Consider the following 19,349-nt stretch of genomic DNA (forward strand, 5'->3'; position numbering starts at 1 on the left):
GGGAGAACTAGGCCAGTCCGAATACTCGATCCACCATGGCATTTCTGAACATGCCCTGAGGGTCCACCTGGGCGCGAACCTCGCACGCGCGTGCCAGGTCTTCATGCCTTTCGAGAAGATCCTCGTGGGTAAGAGTATGCAGTTTGCCCCAGTGCGGACGCCCACCATTCACAGCCTTGAAGATCGGCTCGATATGGCGGAACAGCGCCTGGTGGCTGTCCTTGTTATAGCGGTGGATGGCGATGTAGCAGGATTCGCGGCCTTTAGCGGTGGACAGTGGCACCTCGTCGGCGGCAGTCGCCCGCACCTCGATGGGGAAGAGCACCTGCTCGCCACAGGTGTTCATGGTGTGCTGAACCTCTTTGAGTACTTCCGTGGCGTCGGAAAGGGGCACCGAGTACTCCATCTCGTTGAAACGCACCCGTCGAGAACTGACGAAAACATCGTGAGCTACGTTCGAGTACTCGCGCTGCGCGAGAGTCTTCGCGCTCAGCTTTGCAAAAGGCCTGCTGAGGGAAGGGAAGTAGTGCGCCAGGTCGTTCATCACTCGGTAGGCACCGTTGTTGAGCATCTCGTCGTCCAGTACCTCCTTCCAACGCGGAACAGGCTGGGTGGGAGCGTGGCCAGGCAGGCGGGTATTCGTCTTGACGTGGGCAACATCGGTGCCGGGGAACCAATAGAACTCCAGGTGATCCTTTTCACGAACCCGATCTGCGAAATTCTCCACGATCTGTGCATTGGGCTCGGCGCGCTCTACTGCGTGGAGGACGAAGGTATCCACCACATCCAGTTCAACCTCCGTGATGATGCCATACGCGCCCAAGGAAACGCGCGCAATGTCGTAGAGTTCGCCCGCAATACCTTCGGCTCCGGGGTAGCACTCGTGAGCCTGGCCATCTGGGGTGATGATGCGGAAAGCCCGCAGCATTCCGGCGAAGCCGGTGAAGCCCAGACCCGTGCCATGGGTGCTGGTGCCGATCGCACCCGCCAGGGACTGCGGATCCACGTCGCCCTGGTTAGCCAATGCCATTCCCAGCGGGGCCAGGATGCCGGGCACATCCCGTAGGCGCGTGCCGGCGCGCAGGCGTGCCGTCATTTTCTCAGGGTCGAAGCGGATCAATCCGGCCAGGTGGTCCAGGCTCACTTGGATGCCCTCTGTGGCCGCGACGGAGGTGAAAGAATGCCCAGCGCCAATGGGCTTCACCCTCTCTCCGGAGGCTGCGGCGCGTTGAATAAGCTCGATCAACTCCGCCTCGTCACGCGGGGCTACCTGCTTGCGCGGCTGAGCCGTGGTGACCTTGGACCAGTTGATCCACCGGGAGTTGTAGACGGGCTTACGGGTTTTAACGGTGCTCATTAGACAAAACTCTTTCCTTCGCCGCGGTAAGTGGGCCACTCCGCGATGATTTCGCCAGCCGAGACGACCAGCACGCTATCGATGTATTCAGTTGCTTCGCCAGCCTTTGCATGACGCATCCAAACGTGGTCGCCTAGCCGCAGGTTGCGGGCGGCGGGGCCAGTCAGCGGGGTTTGCACCTCGCCCGGCCCTTCGAGTGGAGCCATCTTCAGATCACGCGGCCAGTCGACGACGGGGAGGCGATCCTTTCCGGGAGGGCCAGAGGCGATGCGGCCACCACCGGCCACCGTCACCGTTTCCTCGGCTGGGCGGCGCACCACCGGCACCACGAACCATTCGGCCGGGGTGGGCTGGAACTGGCGGTAGTGGTCGAACAAAGCTGGGCCGATAATGCCGGACCCCGCGCCGATCTCAGTGATCGCGGCTTCCGCACTGGTGGTTTCGATCGAGCCGGTACCGCCACCGTTGACGAACTCCAGGGCGGGCAGGCCAGCAACACGCAATTCCTCTTCGACCGCTGCCACGATGTTCGCGCGGCGACGCGCCAATTCGCGAACAGACAGTGCCTTCATTGCAGCGATGGCTGGGGAAGTGTCAGTAGTGCCGGCAATCTGTCCCTCATAGGCCATCAGCCCCACCAGTCGAAAGCCTTCCCGTTGACGCAGATGCCGTACCACGGCGCGCACCTCGTCCACCGTGTGCAAGGGGGAACGCAGAGCTCCAATGTGAACGGGGCCGGCGCGCAATGCGGCGTCAATATCAATACAGATCCGAACTATCCCGCGCTCGTTGGGTGGCATCACGGCGTCAATAAGATCCAGGTGAGCGACAGAATCAACCATGAGGGTCACGTTTTCAAGAGCGCGTGCATTGTGAATCAGGCGATGCAGCGCCTCGCGGTGAGCAGAGGGGTAGGCGACCAAAATATCGTCGCTGACTTGCTCGTCACTTAGCCACAGAGCTTCGTTGAGGTTATAGGCCAGCACACCGCGGTATCCGGGAAGGGTGAGGACTTCCGAGATCAGCGAGCGGATACGTAGAGACTTGCTGGCCACCCGAATCGGGGTGCCGCGAGAACGGTGCGCCATGTCTAGCGCATTGGCCCTAGCAGCATCCAGATCCAGCACTGCAAAGGGAGCGTCCAGGTGCGCCACTGCGAGGCGGGTATCTTTGTTCATGGAAAGTAACTGTAACGGGCAAGCGAACCCGATGTGCCGAAAAATGCGATTCTTAGGACACGCTATGATGGCGAACCATGAGCGGTTCCTCCTTCGTCCACCTGCATAACCACACCGAATATTCCATGCTCGACGGCATGGCCAAGGTTGATCTTCTGGCTCAAGAGGCGGTGCGGCAGGGGATGCCTGCGGTGGGGATGACCGACCACGGAAACATGTATGGAGCAGACGCTTTTTACCGCGCCATGACCGCCGCGGGGATAAAGCCCATCATCGGCATCGAGGCGTACATCGCACCGGAATCTCGCTTTGATCAGCAGCGCGTGCGATGGGGTAAGCCAGAGCAGAAGTCGGACGATGTTTCGGCTTCCGGCGCCTATCTGCACCAAACGATGATTGCGGAGAACGCTACGGGGTTGCGCAATCTTTTCTACCTGTCGTCGATGGCCAGCTACGAGGGGCAGCTGGGTAAGTGGCCGCGCATGGACGCCGAACTGATTTCCCAACACTCCGAGGGCATCATCGCCACCACCGGCTGCCCGTCTGGCGATGTGCAAACGCGCCTGCGCCTGGGGCAGTTCGACAAGGCCCTGGAAGCTGCGGCGATGTGGCAGGACATCTACGGTAAGGAAAACTTCTTCCTGGAGCTGATGGATCACGGGCTCGAGATCGAAAAGCGAGTACGTGACGACCTGCTGGAGATCGGCCGCAAGCTTGAGCTGCCGCCGCTGGTGACCAACGACTGCCACTATGTGCTAGAGCAGCAGGCTCCTGCCCACGAAGTGATGCTGTGTGTGCAGACCGGTTCGACCCTGGACGAGCCGACCTTGGATCAGGGCGGCAAGCGCTTTGCCTTTTCCGGCACCGGCTATTACTTGCGCACCGCCGAGGATATTCGTGCGCAGTGGGATAAAGAGGTACCCAAGGGCTGCGACAATACCCTCTGGGTTGCCGAGCGCGTGCAGGACTACTCCGAAATTTGGGAGGAACACCCGCACGACCGTATGCCTATCGCCGACGTGCCTGAGGGACACACTCCGACGACATGGTTGACCCACGAAGTGATGAAGGGCCTGGAGGAGCGTTTCCCCGGCCGCGAAGTACCCGCCGAGTACATCGACCGCGCCAAGTACGAAATTGGCGTGATCGATATGAAGGGCTACCCCTCATACTTCCTTATTGTTGCCGAGCTGATTAAGCATGCCCGGTCCGTGGGTATCCGCGTCGGTCCGGGACGTGGTTCCGCAGCCGGTGCACTGGTGGCCTACGCGCTGACGATCACGAACATCGATCCGATGGAACACGGTCTGCTGTTCGAGCGCTTCTTGAACCCCGAGCGTCCGTCCGCACCCGATATCGATATCGACTTCGACGATCGCCGACGTGGCGAGATGATTCGCTATGCCTCCGATCGCTGGGGCGAGGACAAAATTGCCCAGGTGATCACGTTCGGCACAGTGAAGACTAAACAGGCCATTAAGGACTCCGCCCGCGCCCACTATGGTCAGGCGGGTTTCCAAATGGCAGATCGGATCACCAAGGCTCTGCCGCCGGCGATTATGGCTAAGGACATTCCTCTCCACGGCATTACCGATCCGGAGCACGAGCGTTATCCCGAGGCCGCGGAAGTCCGCCAGCTGATCGAGACCGATCCGGATGTAGCGAAGATTTACAAGGATGCGCTCGGCCTAGAAGGCGTGATTCGCCAGGCTGGTGTGCACGCCTGTGCGGTGATTATGTCCAGCGTGCCACTGCTGGATTGCATTCCCATGTGGAAACGCAAGCAGGACGGCGCATTGATCACGGGCTGGCCGTACCCCGCCTGTGAGGCCATCGGGTTGCTGAAGATGGACTTCCTGGGCTTGCGTAACCTCACCGTTATTGGTGACGCCCTCGATAACATTAAGGCCAACCGCGACTTCGAGCTGGACCTGGAAAACCTCGACACGGTGGATGACCCCACCTACGAACTGCTGGCTCGAGGCGAGACACTGGGTGTGTTCCAGCTGGACTCGGCGGGTATGCAGAAGCTACTGAAGCGCATGCGACCCACCGGCTTTAATGACATCGTCGCCGCATTGGCACTGTACCGACCTGGCCCTATGGGTGTGGACGCGCACTGGGAGTACGCCGACCGCAAGAATGGCCGCAAACCCATCGTGCCGATTCACCCTGAGCTGGAAGATGCGCTAAAGGAAATTCTGGAAGAAACCTATGGCCTGATCGTGTACCAGGAGCAGATCATGAAGATCTCCCAAAAGGTCGCGAACTACACCGCGGGTCAGGCCGATGGCTTCCGTAAGGCCATGGGTAAGAAGAAACCGGAGGTGCTCGAAAAGGAATTCGTCACCTTCGAATCCGGAATGAAGGAAAATGGCTATTCCTCCGATGCGATTAAGACGCTGTGGGATACGATCCTGCCCTTCGCCGGCTATGCGTTTAACAAGTCCCACGCCGCGGGCTATGGTCTCGTTTCCTTCTGGACCGCCTACCTGAAGGCCAACTATGCGCCGGAGTACATGGCCGCACTCTTGACCTCCGTGGCCGACAAGAAAGACAAGTCCGCTATCTACCTGGCCGACTGCCGCCACCTGGGCATTCGAGTGCTGTCCCCCGATGTCAATGACTCGCGTTACACTTTCCAATCCGTCGGCGAGGATATCCGCTTCGGACTGGGCGCCGTCCGCAACGTGGGCGAAGACGTGGTGAACTCCATCATTGCCTCCCGTGAGGAAAAGGGCGCCTTCAAGGACTTCTCTGACTACCTGGACAAGATCGACCTCCCCGCAGCAAATAAGCGCGTAACCGAGTCCCTGATCAAGGCCGGTGCTTTCGATTCCCTGGGGCATCCGCGCAAGGGACTAGTACTGGTGCACGAGGATGCGGTGGACGCCGTAACCGCCACCAAGAAGGCCGCAGCCAAGGGACAATTCGACCTCTTTGCCGGACTTGGCGGCGATGACGATGCAGGTGATGTCTTCCGCGTCGAGGTGCCCGACCAGAAGTGGGAGCGAAAGCACGAACTGGCATTGGAACGCGACATGCTGGGGCTCTACGTCTCTGGCCACCCACTCGATGGCTTCGAGGAAGCCCTGGACGCCCAGATTGATACGCCCCTGACCACCGTCTTGTCCGGGGAAGTTCCGAACAACAAGGATCTCAAGATCGGCGGCATTATTTCGTCCGTGGAACGTCGCATCGACCGCAACGGCAATCCGTGGGCAATCGCCACCGTGGAAGATCAACACGGCGCGCAGGTGGAACTGTTGGTCTTCCCGAAGACCTATCAGATGGTGGCCCCGCAGATCGTCGAGGACAACATTGTCCTCGTGAAGGCGAAGATCAATTACCGGGAAGACGACATGCGGCTGTTCTGTCAGGATCTTAAGTCCGCTGAGCTCACCGTCGGTGCCGGTTCCGGAGTGCCCCTGCGCCTCAACATTCGCGTGGATCAGGCAACCCCCGACAACATGGCCAACCTGCGCCGGGTTCTAAGCCAGAACAAGGGCGATTCGGATGTCTACCTCACCCTTATCGACGGCGAACAGGAGGTGCAGTTCCTGCTGGGGCCGGAAATGCGCGTCAATAAATCCCCATCCTTGATGGGGGCACTCAAAGCGTCGACGTGGGAGGGAATTTTCTCGTAGTTCCCCGCGCCGAGTACGTTGCCGAGCACAAACCCCGCAGAGCTGTAACGATAGAGAAGACACACCTACATGCGCGTCCTCTGGCTAGGCTGCGCATCTTTCCAGGAGATGCCTTTTCATCATGCAGGTCAACAAGCAAGCGGTTCTAGAAACCATCGAGCAACTCCTCGACGACCTCGATAACCAGACATTGCACTGGTACTCAGAGATCCGAGCTACCACACCCACCCACTATGTCGGCGCCCGCAACCTCGTGCACTATATGACGCTGCGTGCCCACGACCGCCGAGGGTTGCAAGGCAACTTGGAAAGCCTGGGTGCTACGCGTCTGTCCACCGCGGAGCCTGCGGTGAAGGCACGTCTGCAGGCAGCGCACAACGTGGTCTCTGCCCTGGATGGTTGCTCGCCGCAGTTCGACGAGGAAGATGTAGCCGACGCCATCGTGGGGGCAGATGAACTTCTTGAGCAACACACGGAAGCTCTCTTCGGCCCGCGGGTTTTGCCGGGGGATTCCTCGCGCATCATGGTCACCCTGCCCGCCGAGGCTGCCTTTGACGAAGATCTAGTGGCTCGCCTTGTGAGATCCGGTATGGAGCTCGCGCGCATCAACTGTGCTCACGATGGGCCGGACGTGTGGAAGCGAATGATCGATAACGTCCGCACCGCCGCCAAGGCCGCAGGGCGGGAAATCCCTATCAGCATGGATCTAGCCGGACCGAAAATCCGGACTGGGCGTATCGCGCCGGGGCCTGCGGTGGTGCGTGTGCGCGTGCAGCGCGACGACGCGGGCACGGTAATCCACCCTTGCCGGTTGTGGATGATCCCAGAGGATCAGGAGCTGGAACCGGCACCCATGGCGGCCACCACTGAAGGGCGGCCGATCGTGAGCGTGCACGTTTCTCGGGAGTTCTTTGATTCCCTTGCCGTGGACGACGTGATCCATGTCGTTGACGCACGCGGCAAGCGGCGGAAACTCGGCGTCACAAAGAAAGACAGGGCATCCGGCGGCAGCGAAGGGGCGCTGGCAGAGGGACAGCAGAATATCTACCTGCAGCTTGGGGCGGAGCTGCGGACGGACACGGCTACAACCACGGTGCGTTCGGTGCCGCCAACGATTCAGAAGCTTCGCCCGTTGACCGGGGATCGATTGATCCTGACCAGCGCCGATGTGGTCTGTAACCCGCAAGACGGGCGAGTTCCCACTATCAGCTGTACCTTGCCGGAAGCGGTACAGGCCCTCGAAGTGGGCCAGCAGGTGCTCTTCGACGATGGGGCAATTGCGGCGCAGGTCGTGGAGACCCGAGAGTTGGCTGGCACAGCAGAAGCTGAGCTGGAGATCACCCGTGGCGGAGCAAAACTAGCCGAGTACAAAGGCATCAATCTGCCCGATACGGAATTGCCTTTGCCGAGCCTGACCGAGGAGGACGAGGCCGCGCTGGCCTTCGTCGCAGAGCATGCAGATATCGCCGCAGTGAGCTTCATCCGTACCCGCGAAGACGTCGCCTACGTGTTGGAAAAGTTCCGCGATCTGGGGGCCGACGACCTGGGACTGGTGCTGAAGATTGAAACGATCCCAGCGTTTGAAAACCTAGCGCCCATCTTGCTGGAGGGCATGCGGCACGCGAGGTTCGGTGTGATGCTCGCGCGTGGCGACCTAGCCGTGGAATTGGGATTTTCCCGCATGGCGGAGGTTCCGGGGCAGGTGCTGGCGATGGTGGAGGCAGCGCATGTGCCGCTGATTATCGGCACTCAAGTGCTGGAATCCATGGCGAAGTCGGGCCTACCGACGCGCGCGGAGATCACCGACGTCGCTTTCGCCCTGCGCGCCGAATGCATCATGCTGAACAAGGGGCCGCACATACCGGATGCAATTGGAATCCTGCGGGAAATCGGTGCGAAGATGGACCGCTCGCAGCGCAAGAACCGCATGCTGCTGCACCGGGTGCGCAGCTGGCGTTAGCTATTCTGCGGTATAGCGGGACTCCCATGGCCCCAGCCCCAGTGCCTCTTGTGGCTCGTCGCTCAAGTTCACGGTGACCTTCACTAGAGACTCCGGTGCTTGGTAAGTCAGCTGGATCCAGCGGCCCTGTGCTTCGGCCGTATCCGCGCTGATCGGTGACACTGTCGGGTTTGTTCCCGCCAGCTTCTCGCTCACCGGCTCTTCGGCATCCGCCCACCAGCTCACGTCCAGCAACTCGGCCTCAGCCAGGCGGTGAGTACGACGGAACTCCAAAAGCTCGGTGTAGCCCCGCAAAACTTCTGCGTGCGGGGCATCGTTGCGCTCGGCCCAGTTCAGTACGCTAGAGCGGAAGGTCTCTTCGGCGGCTGGGTTTGGCACGTCCTTTGGGTTCCAACCGGCACGGGCAAACTCGCGCATTCGGCCTTCCCGAGTCGCCTGGTTTAGTTCCTCATTCTCGTGATCGACGAAGAACGCGAACGGGGTAGAGGCGCCCCACTCTTCGCCCATAAACAGCATCGGGGTGAAAGGACTCGTTAGTACGAGGGTGGCCTTGGCTAGTTGTTGAGAGACGGTGAGGTTCATGCTTGGCCTATCACCCGCGGCGCGGTTACCCGTCTGGTCATGGGTAGTCGTGTATGTCACAAAGCGCCATGTTTGTGGATCCGTCACCGGCCTGCCATGAGTGCGCCCGCGGAAAGAACTAAAGCGGCCGTCGTGCCAAAACACTCGCTGGAACGTAGTAGCCAGTACTTCGAGCGTCCCGAAGTCTGAGTAGTAGGCATGATCCTCGCCGGAGACGACGGTGTGGATCGCATGGTGAATATCATCGTTCCACTGCGCCACCTTGTATCCCTCGGTGTACACGGGATCATTCTGGTCGGTTTCGGCAATGATCCAACTCGGCTCCGCAGCGTCGCGGATCTGCTCGATGATGCTCACCGCGCCCGTATCGTCCAAAGCGTGCACCGCATCCAGGCGCAGGCCGTCGATGCCGAATTCCTGGGTCCACAGTCGTACGGCTTCTAGGATGTATGCGCGCACCTCGTCGGAATCTCTGCCTTGCAGATTCACCACATCACCCCAGCCGGTGGAACCGCCGGCGGTGTAGGGGCCGAACACTCCGGTGTAGTTCCCGTCCGGGCCGAAGTGGTTGTACACCACGTCCAAAACCACGGCCAGGTCGCGGTCGTGGGCGGCGTCAATAAGCCTTAACAGTCCGTCCGGCCCGCCGTAAACATCCGTGACCGCATGCCACATCACGCCGTCGTAGCCCCAGTTACGCCTGCCACCGAAAGGCTGCACGGGCATGAGCTCGATAGCGGTGACGCCCACAGCTTTGAGCTCATCGAGTTTGTCAATGGCAGCGTCGAACGTACCTGCCTCGGTGAATGTGCCGACGTGCAGCTCGTAGAGAACCTCACCCTGAAGCGGGCGCCCCAGCGGGCGGCGTGGACTATCGATCTGCCACACCTCTGATAAACCGTGGATGCCATCGGGTTGGCGCCTGGAACGCGGGTCGGGGAAGACTGGCGAACCGTCGACGGAAAAGCCATAGCGATCGCCAGCAGCGGCAGGCACATCGGCATGGAACCAGTCATCGGTTCCGCGCGTCATCGGTAATCGCTGTTCGGAATCGTGCTCGGATTCGGTACCTGATTGTGCTGGTCGGAGGACTAGATCTACGTTTTCGGCCAGGGGAGCCCACACGGAATACATGCGTCCTACCCTAGCTGCGATAATGGGAGCATGCTCGCTGATAATGCCTCCCGACCCGAACCCTCGTACGTCCGCCCCCAGGCGGGTAGGTACACCGCAGAAGTGGAGATCAAACGTTCCCGCTTTATCGCGCTTGCAGAGCGATGCACCAGCGAGAACGAAGCCCGCGGGTTTATCAGCGCAATTCGCCGCGAATATCCCGATGCGCGCCACCACTGCAGCGCCTTTGTCGTGCATGTCGACGCGGCACAGCCGATTGAACGTTCCAGCGATGACGGTGAGCCAGCCGGCACCGCAGGCCAGCCGATGCTGGAGGTGCTAAAAGGGTGGAGCAGCTCCAAGCCGCTTCAGGATGTAGCCGTAGTGGTGGTGCGATACTTCGGGGGGATAAAGCTAGGCACCGGCGGGCTCGTGCGCGCCTACCAAGATGCCACCCGCGAGGCCTTGCAGCAGGTGCCATTGACGCTGCGACGTCAGCTGGACCTATACACCTGCGAGGTGCCACATGCGGATGCCGGGCGAGTGGAGGCCGAGGTGCGCGCCGCCGGATATACCGTGGTGGGCGTGGAATACAAGGCTGCAGCGGAGCTGGCTATTGCCTGCGAACCCGGCGCGCCACTGCCGGACTTCCTCGCCAGCATCACCAGCGGGACGGTAGATCCCCACCTGGAAGGTCAGCGCTGGATTGAAGACGCGCTCTAGAAACCGCGCGAATGCACCAACTCCTAATAACTACACGGCGCTTAACTACACTGTAGAAGCATGAGTAACTACGGCAACCTGCCCGCCCGCCGACCGGGCACCGACCCGATCGCCCAGCGCAAGGCTGAAGTTCGCAAGCACTCCCGGAATATCCAAATCGCCGGTGGCGTGGGTGCGGTAAGCCTCGTCGGTGGCCTGACGATCCTGCCCACCACCTTCTTCGCAGTTATCGTGCCGATTCTGGCTGTGGCTTTCATCGTCTACAGTGGCTTCAAGATCAAAGGCATCGTCGAGCACAAAGATCAGTGGTGACGCACTCCGTTGGCCAACAATCCTTCTAGCAAGGTTCGCATCGACGCATGGGTGTGGGCCGTCCGCCTCTGTAAGACTCGCGCCCAAGCAGCGGAGGCCTGCCGCGCGGGACACGTGAAGATCAACGATGTATCGGTAAAGCCGGCCCAGCCCGTGGTGGTGGGGGATACAGTGCGCGTGTGGATACATCACCGCGAGCACATTGTGGAAGTCACCCAGCTGCTGTCTAAGCGCGTAGGTGCGGAGCTCGCACGCAAAGCCTATATCGACCATTCTCCACCGCCACCCGTAATTCCCGCGATGCCGCGCCGGGATCGGGGAGCAGGCCGTCCGACGAAGCGGGAGCGGCGCCAATTGGAACGCTTCAAACGCGGTGAGCTCTAGGTAGCTCTTGCCGGCTCTAGCCCGTCTTTTGCCCCAGCTGCTGCCACCTATTGCCCAGCCTTCCGGGGCGCGATTGCGCATTGTCGCCGATGTGCACCGTCTTGCGGATGTGCTCGCGCCCGTAGGCGAAAAGCAGCATATCGTCGATCAGTCGGACTTGGCCGGGGTAATAGGGGTAGTTCATGGCCTTGCGCAGCGCCTTAAGCCGCTTCGGCGCCAAAAGCTCGCGCAGCTGGGGAATCGTCGTAATGTCGTGGGCCGCCAGCATCTCGATTGCATAGTGGTAGTAATCCACACGAGAGGTGGGGTATTTCTCGCCGACGATGCGAGTGAGTACTCGTGGCAATGAAGCCGCGTCCAGCGCTCCGTCCACATCTGCGTCGGAGCGAGCCGTATCCAGCACAGCGGCAATCTTGTCGAACTGCTCATCCGCCAGCTCGATCAGCCCTGCAGCCAGCGTAAAAGCACGCTGAATCTCCGGCGCGCTCGTTTCCGGATGCTCCTGGTTTTTGTAGCGCACGTCATGCTCGAACTCCGCCCATGCGTGCTGCAGAACGGTACGTAGTTGGATCTCTATGTACTTTGGTGACGCCCCATCCTCCGCTGCCCAAGGTTCATTCTTAGCGGAGACGATAAGGTGCTGGCTGGCGTAACCAAAGCGTCCCTCGCGCGCAGTCTCGGCGGCCTTGTCGATAACTCGCACCACCTCGAAAAGGTCGGAGAGTGCTTCTTTAAGCTGCGGTATCTCCGAGGAATGGAAGGTAATCACGCGCACGCCGATGACGTCGTGGGCGTCGACAAATGAGTTGTACTCGGGGTAGGCCTCGTTGGACAGTTTGCGAGCGAAGCTCATTCGATCCTTGATTCGCACGCTGACCCGATCAAACGTCAGGCCGGCGTCATCAAGAACATCAATAATGCGCGCCTCCAGGGCGCCGGCGACGTTGGGGTGGGACTGGATCCAGGCGTCGTAATCCGCCAAAGCGGGGTGCGCAGACTTTTTCGGCATTAGGCTCCCATGCGCGTGAGGATCGCCTGACCGCGCTCGCTAAACAGGCTGTTGAGCGGCACTTCGCCTTCCCACATGCTGCCGGAGAGACGATCCTCCCACACGCCCTCGGGCAGGGCCACAGTCGTGTCACCCCAGCCATCGCGCAGCACGTCCAGCGGGCGGCGGGTGACCAGCGTGATCACGTCCTCGCCCCGCATGGTTCCCAACAGGTGGCGCTCCATGGTGCCTGTAGCCATGACGGGCAGGTAGCTGGCTGCATCGAGCTCGAATTGGTTGCGGATCTGCAAAGCGGTCGCGATGACGTAGAGGCGCTCGTCGTCGGCGTTGCGGATATCTCCGCGGGAAATGCGATCCAGGGCTTCCAACCGCTCGGAAAAGTCTACCTTGCGGCGGTTATCCGGATCCACGAGGGAATCCGTAAAGAACTCTGTGCCCTGGTAGATATCCGGAATTCCAGGGCCCATGATCTGCAGCAACTTCTTGGAAATGGAGACTGTGTTGGCCGCCGGGGCGATGTGGTTGACGTAGGAGGTGATGTCCTCGCCGAAGTTGTCGATAGTGGAATCTATCCATGCGTGAATAGAGTTCTCGAAATCCTCATTGACCTCGAACCACGTGGTGTGCACTCCGGCTTCGCGCATGGCCTTTTCGGCGTAGGCATGCAGGCGCTCCCGCAGTTCGTCGGAAACGGCACCGTCGGCGGGCCACACGCCAATCATGTTCTGTAGCAGGAAGTGGCAGGTAGCGCCGTCGACGTATTCGATGCTGTCGCAGAGCTCAGCGAAACGCTCGGCGGATTCCGTGATGCAGCCAATGCGGCTGCGCACGTCCTCGCCACGCTTTGTGTCATGCGTTGTCAACGTAGTCATGGCCTTGGGCCACAGGCGAGCACGCTCTGCCTGCAGCAGGTGGAATTCGGCGGGGGAGACCCCGAAGCGGCCTGGAGCACCGCCGACTTCTTGCAGGCTCACTAGGCGGGAGCCACGGTAGAAAGCGGTATCTTCCACACCCTTGGCCATCACAGCACCACAAACTTGGGCGAAGCGGATATTGGCCTCGCCACGGGAAATCAAAGCGGTGGCGATCAAATCCAGCGCATCGGCGCGCTCCGGATAGCGAATAATCATCTGGGCGATAACGGTGCTGGTTACGCGGGACAGCGACTCATAGTCCGCACGGTATACCGGCATGGCGGCAATAAGATCGATGAGGGCTTCACGCAGTTCCTCATCCGATACTGCCTCGCCAGAGGTGGACCAGTTGTCATTGCGTACCGCGCGGGCCAGGCGACGCACCTCGGCGGCGAGTTCCTGGCGGGCGACCTCGCTCTTGAGCTCGTACTCGGCTTGTTCGAAGGCTGCGGCATCCCACTTGGATCCCGTCATGTCCAGTGCGAGCTCAGCCATGGTGTCGACGGCAGGGCGATGGACGAACACGCCATCGAGCTCGCGCAATGCGTCGTAGCCCGTAGTGCCATCGACAGCCAGGCGCGGATCGAGTGGTTCGGTGACCCCCAGGATCTTCTCCACTAGCAACCAACGCTCGTCGCCGATCAGCTTGCGCAGCTGCTTTAGGTAGTTGAACGGATCGGCCAGGCCATCCGGGTGATCTACGCGCACGCCATCGATGATGTCAGCCGCGATCAGCTGGTTCAGAATGCGGTGGGAGTGTTCAAACACCACTGGGTCTTCCTGCCGCAGGCCGGCCAGACCGTTGATACTAAAGAATCGGCGGTAGTTAATCACTCCGTCGCGCCAAAACATCAGGCGGTAGTGCTGGCGGTCGTGTACCTCCTGCGGGGTGCCGCCCAAGGTGCCCTCGGCAATGGGGAAGCAGTTGTCGTAGTAGCACAGCATAGGCTCGGAGCCCTCGGCGTCATCGCCAGGCTCAATGCGCAGCTCCGCAACGTCATCCTCGCTGCCCAACACTGGCAGCCCCAGCCGCCCGTTTGCGCCGTTGTCCTCCGACCAGTCCACGTCGAAGTAGGCGGCGTACTCGGATTCCTTGCCCTTTTTCAGCAGATCCCACCACCAGGGGTTGAGCTGTGGATCGTCCACGCCCACGTGGTTCGGCACGATGTCCAGCAATAGTTTGATGCCCACCTCGTGCGCCTTATCGGCCAGGGAACGCAGCCCCTCAATACCGCCGAGCTCGGGGTTAATGGTCGCCGGGTCGGTCACGTCGTATCCATGCGTCGATTCCGCCGGAGCCTGCATCACAGGGGAAAGATAAAGGTGCGAAACCCCCAGGCGAGAGAAGTACGGGAGGTGCTTCTCCGCGTCGGCGAAGGTGAATGCTTGGGTGGGGTCGGATCCAGGTCCACGGAGCTGAAGGCGATAGGTCGCTGACATGACTCCTAGGCTACTTGGCTACTTAATAAGCTGCAGAAACTCCTGGAACCCAATGATCTGCAGCTCCTGCCCCTTATCCTGCAACTCCCGTGCCCGCTTCTCTTTGGACGTCATGGAGTGCCATTCGCCGACAATCAACATCGTCGTCTTCTTCGTCACGTTCTTTGCCACCACGCCGCCCCGCGAGGCAATCATGTCCCATACCTCGCCCTTGTCGTAGGGCTCCACGTCGCCGGTCACGCACACAGTCTGCCCGTAGATCGGGCCGTCGATATCCGCTTCCTCGTTCGCTTCGGGCACGACGTCCGGTGTGGCCACCTTCGCCCATGGTGCGGGCGAGCGGCGCTGTTTGTTGTCTGATGACGCCCCCTCGTCCCCGTCGCTTGAGGCCTCTGCAGAACTAACCCATTCCTCCGCGGAGATGTCCTCGTGGCCTTCTGTGCTGGCAGGGGAGCTGACCTTAGTGCCTTCCTCCAATGGGTATCCCGCCTGCAGGTTGGTGAGCTGGCTATCCAGCGCGGCGAACTCCTCGGTCTGCGAGGGGGAAAAGTTCACCCGCGGGCGCTCGGCGTCAAAAAGTAATTGGATAAACCCCGGTGAACAGCCCTCGGGAGCCTGCTTGTACCAGCCAATAAGTTCGGAGGCAGGGCGCGTGACGTCCGGGTACAGCGAGGAGCCAAGTGGCGAACGAGTCACTCGAATCTCCTGCTCAGTGAGCGTGACCTCCGCCCCGCGGGCGGGGAAGGTGGAGGAACCAGTCGGCATGTTTAGAGCTTGACCTCCGTGGTGATCGGGCGCTGCAGAATGACGGTGCTGCGGCCAGCGATCTCCAGAGTGTCCCCGCCGGAGAAGCTGCGGGTTTCCTCCGGCACGCCGGTCGGCTCGGCGGTATCGACGACGACGGTCCAGTTTTCCTCGTCACTGGGCTCGACGTGCATCACATTGTGGCGCCGCGGCAGAGTGAACGTGATCGGCTCGTGATGGGCGTTGAAGCAGAAGATAAAGGAATCGTCCTCGACAGGGCGCCCCTGCGGATCCGGCTCGTCGATTGCCATGCCATTGAGGTGCACCATCAGGGACTTGCCGAAGTCCGCATTCCAATCGGATTCAGACATCAGATCGCCATTTGGAGTGAGCCAGGCGATATCGCGCTTGGCCACATCCTGACCCAGCGGACCGCCGGCCAGGAAACGGCGGCGACGGAAAACCGGGTGCGCCTGGCGCAGGTGAATGAGGTAGCGCGTGAATGCGTGCAGCCCCTCATCCATGTTTTCCCAATCCATCCAGGAAATCTCGTTGTCCTGGCAGTAAACGTTGTTGTTGCCGCCCTGGGTGCGGCCGATCTCATCGCCGTGCGAGAGCATCGGGGTGCCCTGGGAAAGCATCAGGGTGGTGAGGAAGTTACGACGCTGCTTGTTGCGCAGCTGCAGGATCTCCTCATCATCCGTCGGGCCTTCCACGCCACAGTTCCAAGAACGGTTGTGGCTCTCACCGTCGCGATTTTCCTCACCGTTGGCATCGTTGTGCTTTTCGTTGAAGCTGACCAGGTCGTTCAGGGTGAAGCCGTCGTGGGCGGTGATGAAGTTGATCGACGCGGTCGGGCGACGGCCTGTGTAGAGATCCGAGGAGCCCGTCAGGCGGGAGGCGAACTCGCCCAGCGTGGAAGGCTCGCCACGCCAGAAGTCACGAACCGTATCGCGGTATTTACCGTTCCACTCGTTCCACAGTGCGGGGAAGTTACCCACCTGGTAGCCGCCCTCGCCGACATCCCAAGGCTCAGCGATGAGCTTGACCTGGCTGACGATCGGATCCTGCTGTACCAGGTCGAAGAATGCGGAAAGGCGATCGACATCGTGGAACTCGCGGGCCAGAGTGGAAGCCAGGTCGAAACGGAAGCCGTCGATGTGCATCTCCGTGACCCAGTAGCGCAGCGAATCCATAATGAGCTGCAGCGTGTGCGGGTGGCGCACATTCAGGGAGTTACCAGTGCCCGTGTAATCCATGTAGTGGGCCTCGTCACCGTCGACGAGACGGTAGTAAGCGGCGTTATCGATACCGCGGAAGTTCTGAGTCGGGCCCATGTGGTTGCCCTCGCTGGTGTGGTTGTAGACCACATCCAGGATCACCTCAATGCCCGCGTCATGATAGCTGCGCACCATCTGCTTGAACTCTGCGATGGCGCCCTCAGCGCTGGGGGAGGCAGCGTAGTCGCGGTGTGGAGCGAAAAAGCCCAGGGTGTTGTAACCCCAGTAGTTGCGTAGTCCCATATCACGCAGACGATCGTCGTGGACGAACTGGTGCACCGGCATGAGCTCCACAGCAGTGACACCCAGATCCTTGAAGTACTCCACGATGGAGTGGTGACCCAGCCCGGCATAAGTGCCGCGCAAGTGCTCCGGGACATCCGGGTGCGTCATCGTTAAGCCCTTTACATGGGTTTCGTAGATGACGGTCTTGTGCATCTCAATATTCGGACGGCGGTCATGGTTCCAATCAAAGTATGGATTGATGACCACTGAACGCATTGCGTGCGGAGCGGAGTCTTCCTGATTGCGCTTCTCCGGGTTATCCGGATCGTTGATGTCGTAGCTGAACAGCGAGGCATCGCCATCGAAAGCGCCATCGAAGGACTTGCCGTAGGGATCCATGAGGAGCTTCGATGGGTCACAGCGCAGCCCCTTGGCCGGATCCCACGGACCGTATACACGGTAGCCATAACGCTGACCGGGAACGATACCGGGGAGGTAGCAGTGCCAAATGTCTGCGTCGACCTCTTCCATCTTCACCCGGGTTTCCGCACCCTGGCTATCGAAAAGGCAGAGTTCGACGGATTCAGCTACCTCGGTGAATAGGGCAAAATTGGTGCCGTTGCCATCGAAGGTGGCGCCGAGTGGGTAGGGTTTTCCAGGCCAACCGACCAAAGGCTCACCGGGCGCACGCAATCCACTTTTATCTGACAGTCCGAAAGTCATGGGCACCATTCTAACGGCTAAAACCGCGGAGTATTGTTTCTACTCCTATCACTGCTTGTCGGTGCGCATCCTCCCGTGAAACCGTCTCTGATTCGGCCTTCCCCGCAGGCGACCCCAAGTTCTGTAGCACGTTCTGGCGTGCCTGAAGTTCTAAGGCAGAACCGAAGATAAAACGCAGCAGGAGCTTCGCTGCGTCTTCGGCGCTGGAGTGGGCGCCACCGGACTGTAGCTCAGCAGCGAGTTCTGAAGTGAGATCCCTTTCCAACGTGCCGCTGGCCACCGCTGCCAGCGTGATATCAGCCCCGTCGCGCAGGGAGGTGAGGGCGTCAAAAAGTAAAGAACAATACGTCGCCGCGCTTCCGGGGCAAGCAGGGACTTCCGCGAGGATTGATTCGGCGATACCTCCCAGAAGCGCTTGCTTATTGGGAAAATGCCAGTACAACGCACCCGGTGCGACATCGAGGGAACGAGCGAGTCGCCGCATCGTGAGATCGGCCAGGCCATACTGCTGCAGGATGTCGACGGCGGTACTCACGATTTTCTTGCGGTTTAGCTGCACGATGTACAAGGGTAGTGGACGCGATTGCCGTAGGGTGTGCCACATGAAGATTCGAAAGACATGCGTGGCTGCCTTGTGCGCGGTGAGCCTTCCCCTCGGTCTGACGGCCTGCGGATCCGACGGCGCAGAAGACGCAGAACAAAACGCGGGTAATAACGCGGACAACGCCGCGCCCCAGGACAATCAAGGCGAACAGGCCGGCGAAGGGGAAATCACGCAAGCTCCGGTGCAGGGGCCGGAGTACAAGACGGCCGCTAGCGAGGAAGATCAACAGCAGATCATTGACCTGCTGCACGGACTGTCCGACGGCGCGCGACCAATGGATGTGTACCTGAACTGGACCATCGACAACACCTGCCGCGCGGATATCGACCAGCAAGGGGGCGAAGAGGCTGCACGTCAGCAGGCTAAAGACTCCGCAGGTCAGGGCAACTTCGACGAACAGCCGGGTAGAACGCCGAATATCACCGACATCAAAGATGTCATGGCCGAGGGCGACAATGCGCACGCGATGGTCACCATCGTCGAGGGGGAGCGCAGCGACACCAATCGCATGTACTTCAAGCGCGAGGATGCGAAATGGAAGTTCTGCCACACCCTAGGAACGCAGGGGTCGCAGGGCTAGGACATTTTAGGACATTGAAGAAAGTAAAAAATGCGCAACGGCACCAGCTGATTCCTCGGCCAATCGGGGAGGCAGCACTCGTTCTTTTCGTCACGCTGGTGGTGTTTATCCTGTTGGGACTGGTGTGGGGGCTCATCCACCCGACCACCCAACTGACCGTGGCAGCGGACGGTGGGGCGGATACCGTCCCGGGTACCGAGGATGCCTCGTTTAAAGCCCTGGCCTATTTTTTGGCCCTGACTGGACTTGGTGGCCTGGCAATTGGACTGTGGGCCTTTCGCACCCGCATGAGGAGCCTGCTGATGATGCTGTGGGTCGGTGTGGTCACGCTCTGGGGCTCGGTGACGTGCTGGACCGTTGGAACGTGGCTGGCAGAGAAACTGCATGCCGATCCATTGCCTACCGATCCGCACCCAGGGGATCTCTTTCACCTGGTGGAGGCAACTAATCCCGGTTCGGGAATGCTCGTAGCCACGGCACTGGCGCTGGTGGTGTACTGGTTGGCGGCGACCTTCGTCGACCCAGAAGATTTCTAAACCTTTAGTGATCTGGGGCCGCGGGGGACTAACGTAGC

The 19,349-nt window shown here is 60.4% G+C and carries 15 protein-coding genes; 7 read left to right on the top strand and 8 right to left on the bottom strand.

Features of this window, described 5'->3' with window-relative positions; translation table 11 throughout:
* Positions 1-7 precede the first annotated feature (7 nt).
* Positions 8-1,357, bottom strand: a complete 1,350-nt coding sequence (locus AC06DS_RS06875; RefSeq protein WP_477100324.1) for a D-arabinono-1,4-lactone oxidase — start codon at positions 1,355-1,357, stop codon at positions 8-10.
* Positions 1,357-2,535, bottom strand: coding sequence for an amino acid deaminase/aldolase (locus AC06DS_RS06880; RefSeq protein WP_477100325.1), 1,179 nt, complete (start codon positions 2,533-2,535; stop codon positions 1,357-1,359). Before AC06DS_RS06880 ends, AC06DS_RS06875 begins: the two co-directional genes overlap by 1 nt.
* Positions 2,536-2,612: 77 nt before the next feature.
* On the opposite strand from AC06DS_RS06880, the gene dnaE reads away from it, so the two are divergent.
* Complete coding sequence (dnaE, locus tag AC06DS_RS06885; protein WP_448308095.1) at positions 2,613-6,182, top strand: DNA polymerase III subunit alpha; 3,570 nt, start codon at positions 2,613-2,615, stop codon at positions 6,180-6,182.
* Between the two features lie 121 nt (positions 6,183-6,303).
* The gene (locus AC06DS_RS06890) at positions 6,304-8,142 is read left to right on the top strand and encodes a pyruvate kinase (RefSeq protein WP_477100326.1); all 1,839 of its coding nucleotides are present in this window, start codon (positions 6,304-6,306) and stop codon (positions 8,140-8,142) included.
* On the opposite strand, the gene treZ is transcribed toward AC06DS_RS06890, so the two are convergent.
* Entirely contained in the window at positions 8,143-9,858 is a 1,716-nt protein-coding gene (treZ, locus tag AC06DS_RS06895; RefSeq protein WP_477100327.1) for a malto-oligosyltrehalose trehalohydrolase, read from the bottom strand.
* Between the two features lie 30 nt (positions 9,859-9,888).
* Between treZ and AC06DS_RS06900 the strand changes: the two genes are divergently transcribed.
* The 3 genes from AC06DS_RS06900 to AC06DS_RS06910 are packed head-to-tail and all read left to right on the top strand — an operon-like array spanning position 9,889 to position 11,256.
* A complete protein-coding gene (locus AC06DS_RS06900) occupies positions 9,889-10,560 on the top strand; it encodes an IMPACT family protein (RefSeq protein ID WP_477100328.1) in 672 nt (223 codons plus the stop codon).
* Positions 10,561-10,620: 60 nt separating this feature from the next.
* Entirely contained in the window at positions 10,621-10,872 is a 252-nt protein-coding gene (locus AC06DS_RS06905; RefSeq protein ID WP_293791304.1) for a hypothetical protein, read from the top strand.
* A gap of 9 nt (positions 10,873-10,881) precedes the next feature.
* Positions 10,882-11,256 (top strand): RNA-binding S4 domain-containing protein, encoded by a 375-nt coding sequence (locus tag AC06DS_RS06910; protein WP_448308091.1) that lies wholly within the window; start codon positions 10,882-10,884, stop codon positions 11,254-11,256.
* Positions 11,257-11,272: 16 nt separating this feature from the next.
* Here AC06DS_RS06910 and AC06DS_RS06915 read toward each other — a convergent pair whose 3' ends face one another.
* Genes AC06DS_RS06915 through AC06DS_RS06935 form a run of 5 tightly spaced genes read right to left on the bottom strand, consistent with a single transcriptional unit; the run spans position 11,273 to position 18,150 of the window.
* Positions 11,273-12,265 (bottom strand): GTP pyrophosphokinase, encoded by a 993-nt coding sequence (locus tag AC06DS_RS06915; protein ID WP_477100329.1) that lies wholly within the window; start codon positions 12,263-12,265, stop codon positions 11,273-11,275.
* Positions 12,265-14,619: a malto-oligosyltrehalose synthase gene (gene treY, locus AC06DS_RS06920; protein ID WP_477100330.1), complete on the bottom strand. Its 2,355-nt coding sequence runs from the start codon at positions 14,617-14,619 to the stop codon at positions 12,265-12,267. The genes AC06DS_RS06915 and treY overlap by 1 nt, the downstream gene beginning before the upstream one ends.
* Before the next feature lie 18 nt (positions 14,620-14,637).
* Complete coding sequence (locus AC06DS_RS06925) at positions 14,638-15,384, bottom strand: BRCT domain-containing protein (protein WP_448308088.1); 747 nt, start codon at positions 15,382-15,384, stop codon at positions 14,638-14,640.
* Positions 15,385-15,386: 2 nt separating this feature from the next.
* Positions 15,387-17,591 (bottom strand): glycogen debranching protein GlgX, encoded by a 2,205-nt coding sequence (gene glgX, locus AC06DS_RS06930; protein ID WP_473963453.1) that lies wholly within the window; start codon positions 17,589-17,591, stop codon positions 15,387-15,389.
* Between the two features lie 10 nt (positions 17,592-17,601).
* Complete coding sequence (locus AC06DS_RS06935) at positions 17,602-18,150, bottom strand: TetR family transcriptional regulator (RefSeq protein WP_477100331.1); 549 nt, start codon at positions 18,148-18,150, stop codon at positions 17,602-17,604.
* A gap of 43 nt (positions 18,151-18,193) precedes the next feature.
* Between AC06DS_RS06935 and AC06DS_RS06940 the strand changes: the two genes are divergently transcribed.
* Together AC06DS_RS06940 and AC06DS_RS06945 are read left to right on the top strand one after the other, a co-directional pair.
* Positions 18,194-18,775, top strand: a complete 582-nt coding sequence (locus tag AC06DS_RS06940) for a hypothetical protein (RefSeq protein WP_477100332.1) — start codon at positions 18,194-18,196, stop codon at positions 18,773-18,775.
* A 14-nt stretch (positions 18,776-18,789) separates the two neighbouring features.
* The gene (locus AC06DS_RS06945) at positions 18,790-19,311 is read left to right on the top strand and encodes a hypothetical protein (protein WP_448308084.1); all 522 of its coding nucleotides are present in this window, start codon (positions 18,790-18,792) and stop codon (positions 19,309-19,311) included.
* Positions 19,312-19,349 lie beyond the last annotated feature (38 nt).

This window comes from Corynebacterium sp. TUM25015, assembly GCF_056393505.1.

What these genes read in the sequence shown, in the direction of transcription:
- AC06DS_RS06875 (WP_477100324.1), bottom strand. Translation starts at nt 1,357, where the DNA reads ATGAGCACCGTTAAAACCCGTAAGCCCGTCTACAACTCCCGGTGGATC.
- AC06DS_RS06880 (WP_477100325.1), bottom strand. Translation starts at nt 2,535, where the DNA reads ATGAACAAAGATACCCGCCTCGCAGTGGCGCACCTGGACGCTCCCTTT.
- dnaE (WP_448308095.1), top strand. Translation starts at nt 2,613, where the DNA reads ATGAGCGGTTCCTCCTTCGTCCACCTGCATAACCACACCGAATATTCC.
- AC06DS_RS06890 (WP_477100326.1), top strand. Translation starts at nt 6,304, where the DNA reads ATGCAGGTCAACAAGCAAGCGGTTCTAGAAACCATCGAGCAACTCCTC.
- treZ (WP_477100327.1), bottom strand. Translation starts at nt 9,858, where the DNA reads ATGTATTCCGTGTGGGCTCCCCTGGCCGAAAACGTAGATCTAGTCCTC.
- AC06DS_RS06900 (WP_477100328.1), top strand. Translation starts at nt 9,889, where the DNA reads ATGCTCGCTGATAATGCCTCCCGACCCGAACCCTCGTACGTCCGCCCC.
- AC06DS_RS06905 (WP_293791304.1), top strand. Translation starts at nt 10,621, where the DNA reads ATGAGTAACTACGGCAACCTGCCCGCCCGCCGACCGGGCACCGACCCG.
- AC06DS_RS06915 (WP_477100329.1), bottom strand. Translation starts at nt 12,265, where the DNA reads ATGCCGAAAAAGTCTGCGCACCCCGCTTTGGCGGATTACGACGCCTGG.
- treY (WP_477100330.1), bottom strand. Translation starts at nt 14,619, where the DNA reads ATGTCAGCGACCTATCGCCTTCAGCTCCGTGGACCTGGATCCGACCCC.
- AC06DS_RS06925 (WP_448308088.1), bottom strand. Translation starts at nt 15,384, where the DNA reads ATGCCGACTGGTTCCTCCACCTTCCCCGCCCGCGGGGCGGAGGTCACG.
- glgX (WP_473963453.1), bottom strand. Translation starts at nt 17,591, where the DNA reads ATGACTTTCGGACTGTCAGATAAAAGTGGATTGCGTGCGCCCGGTGAG.
- AC06DS_RS06940 (WP_477100332.1), top strand. Translation starts at nt 18,194, where the DNA reads ATGAAGATTCGAAAGACATGCGTGGCTGCCTTGTGCGCGGTGAGCCTT.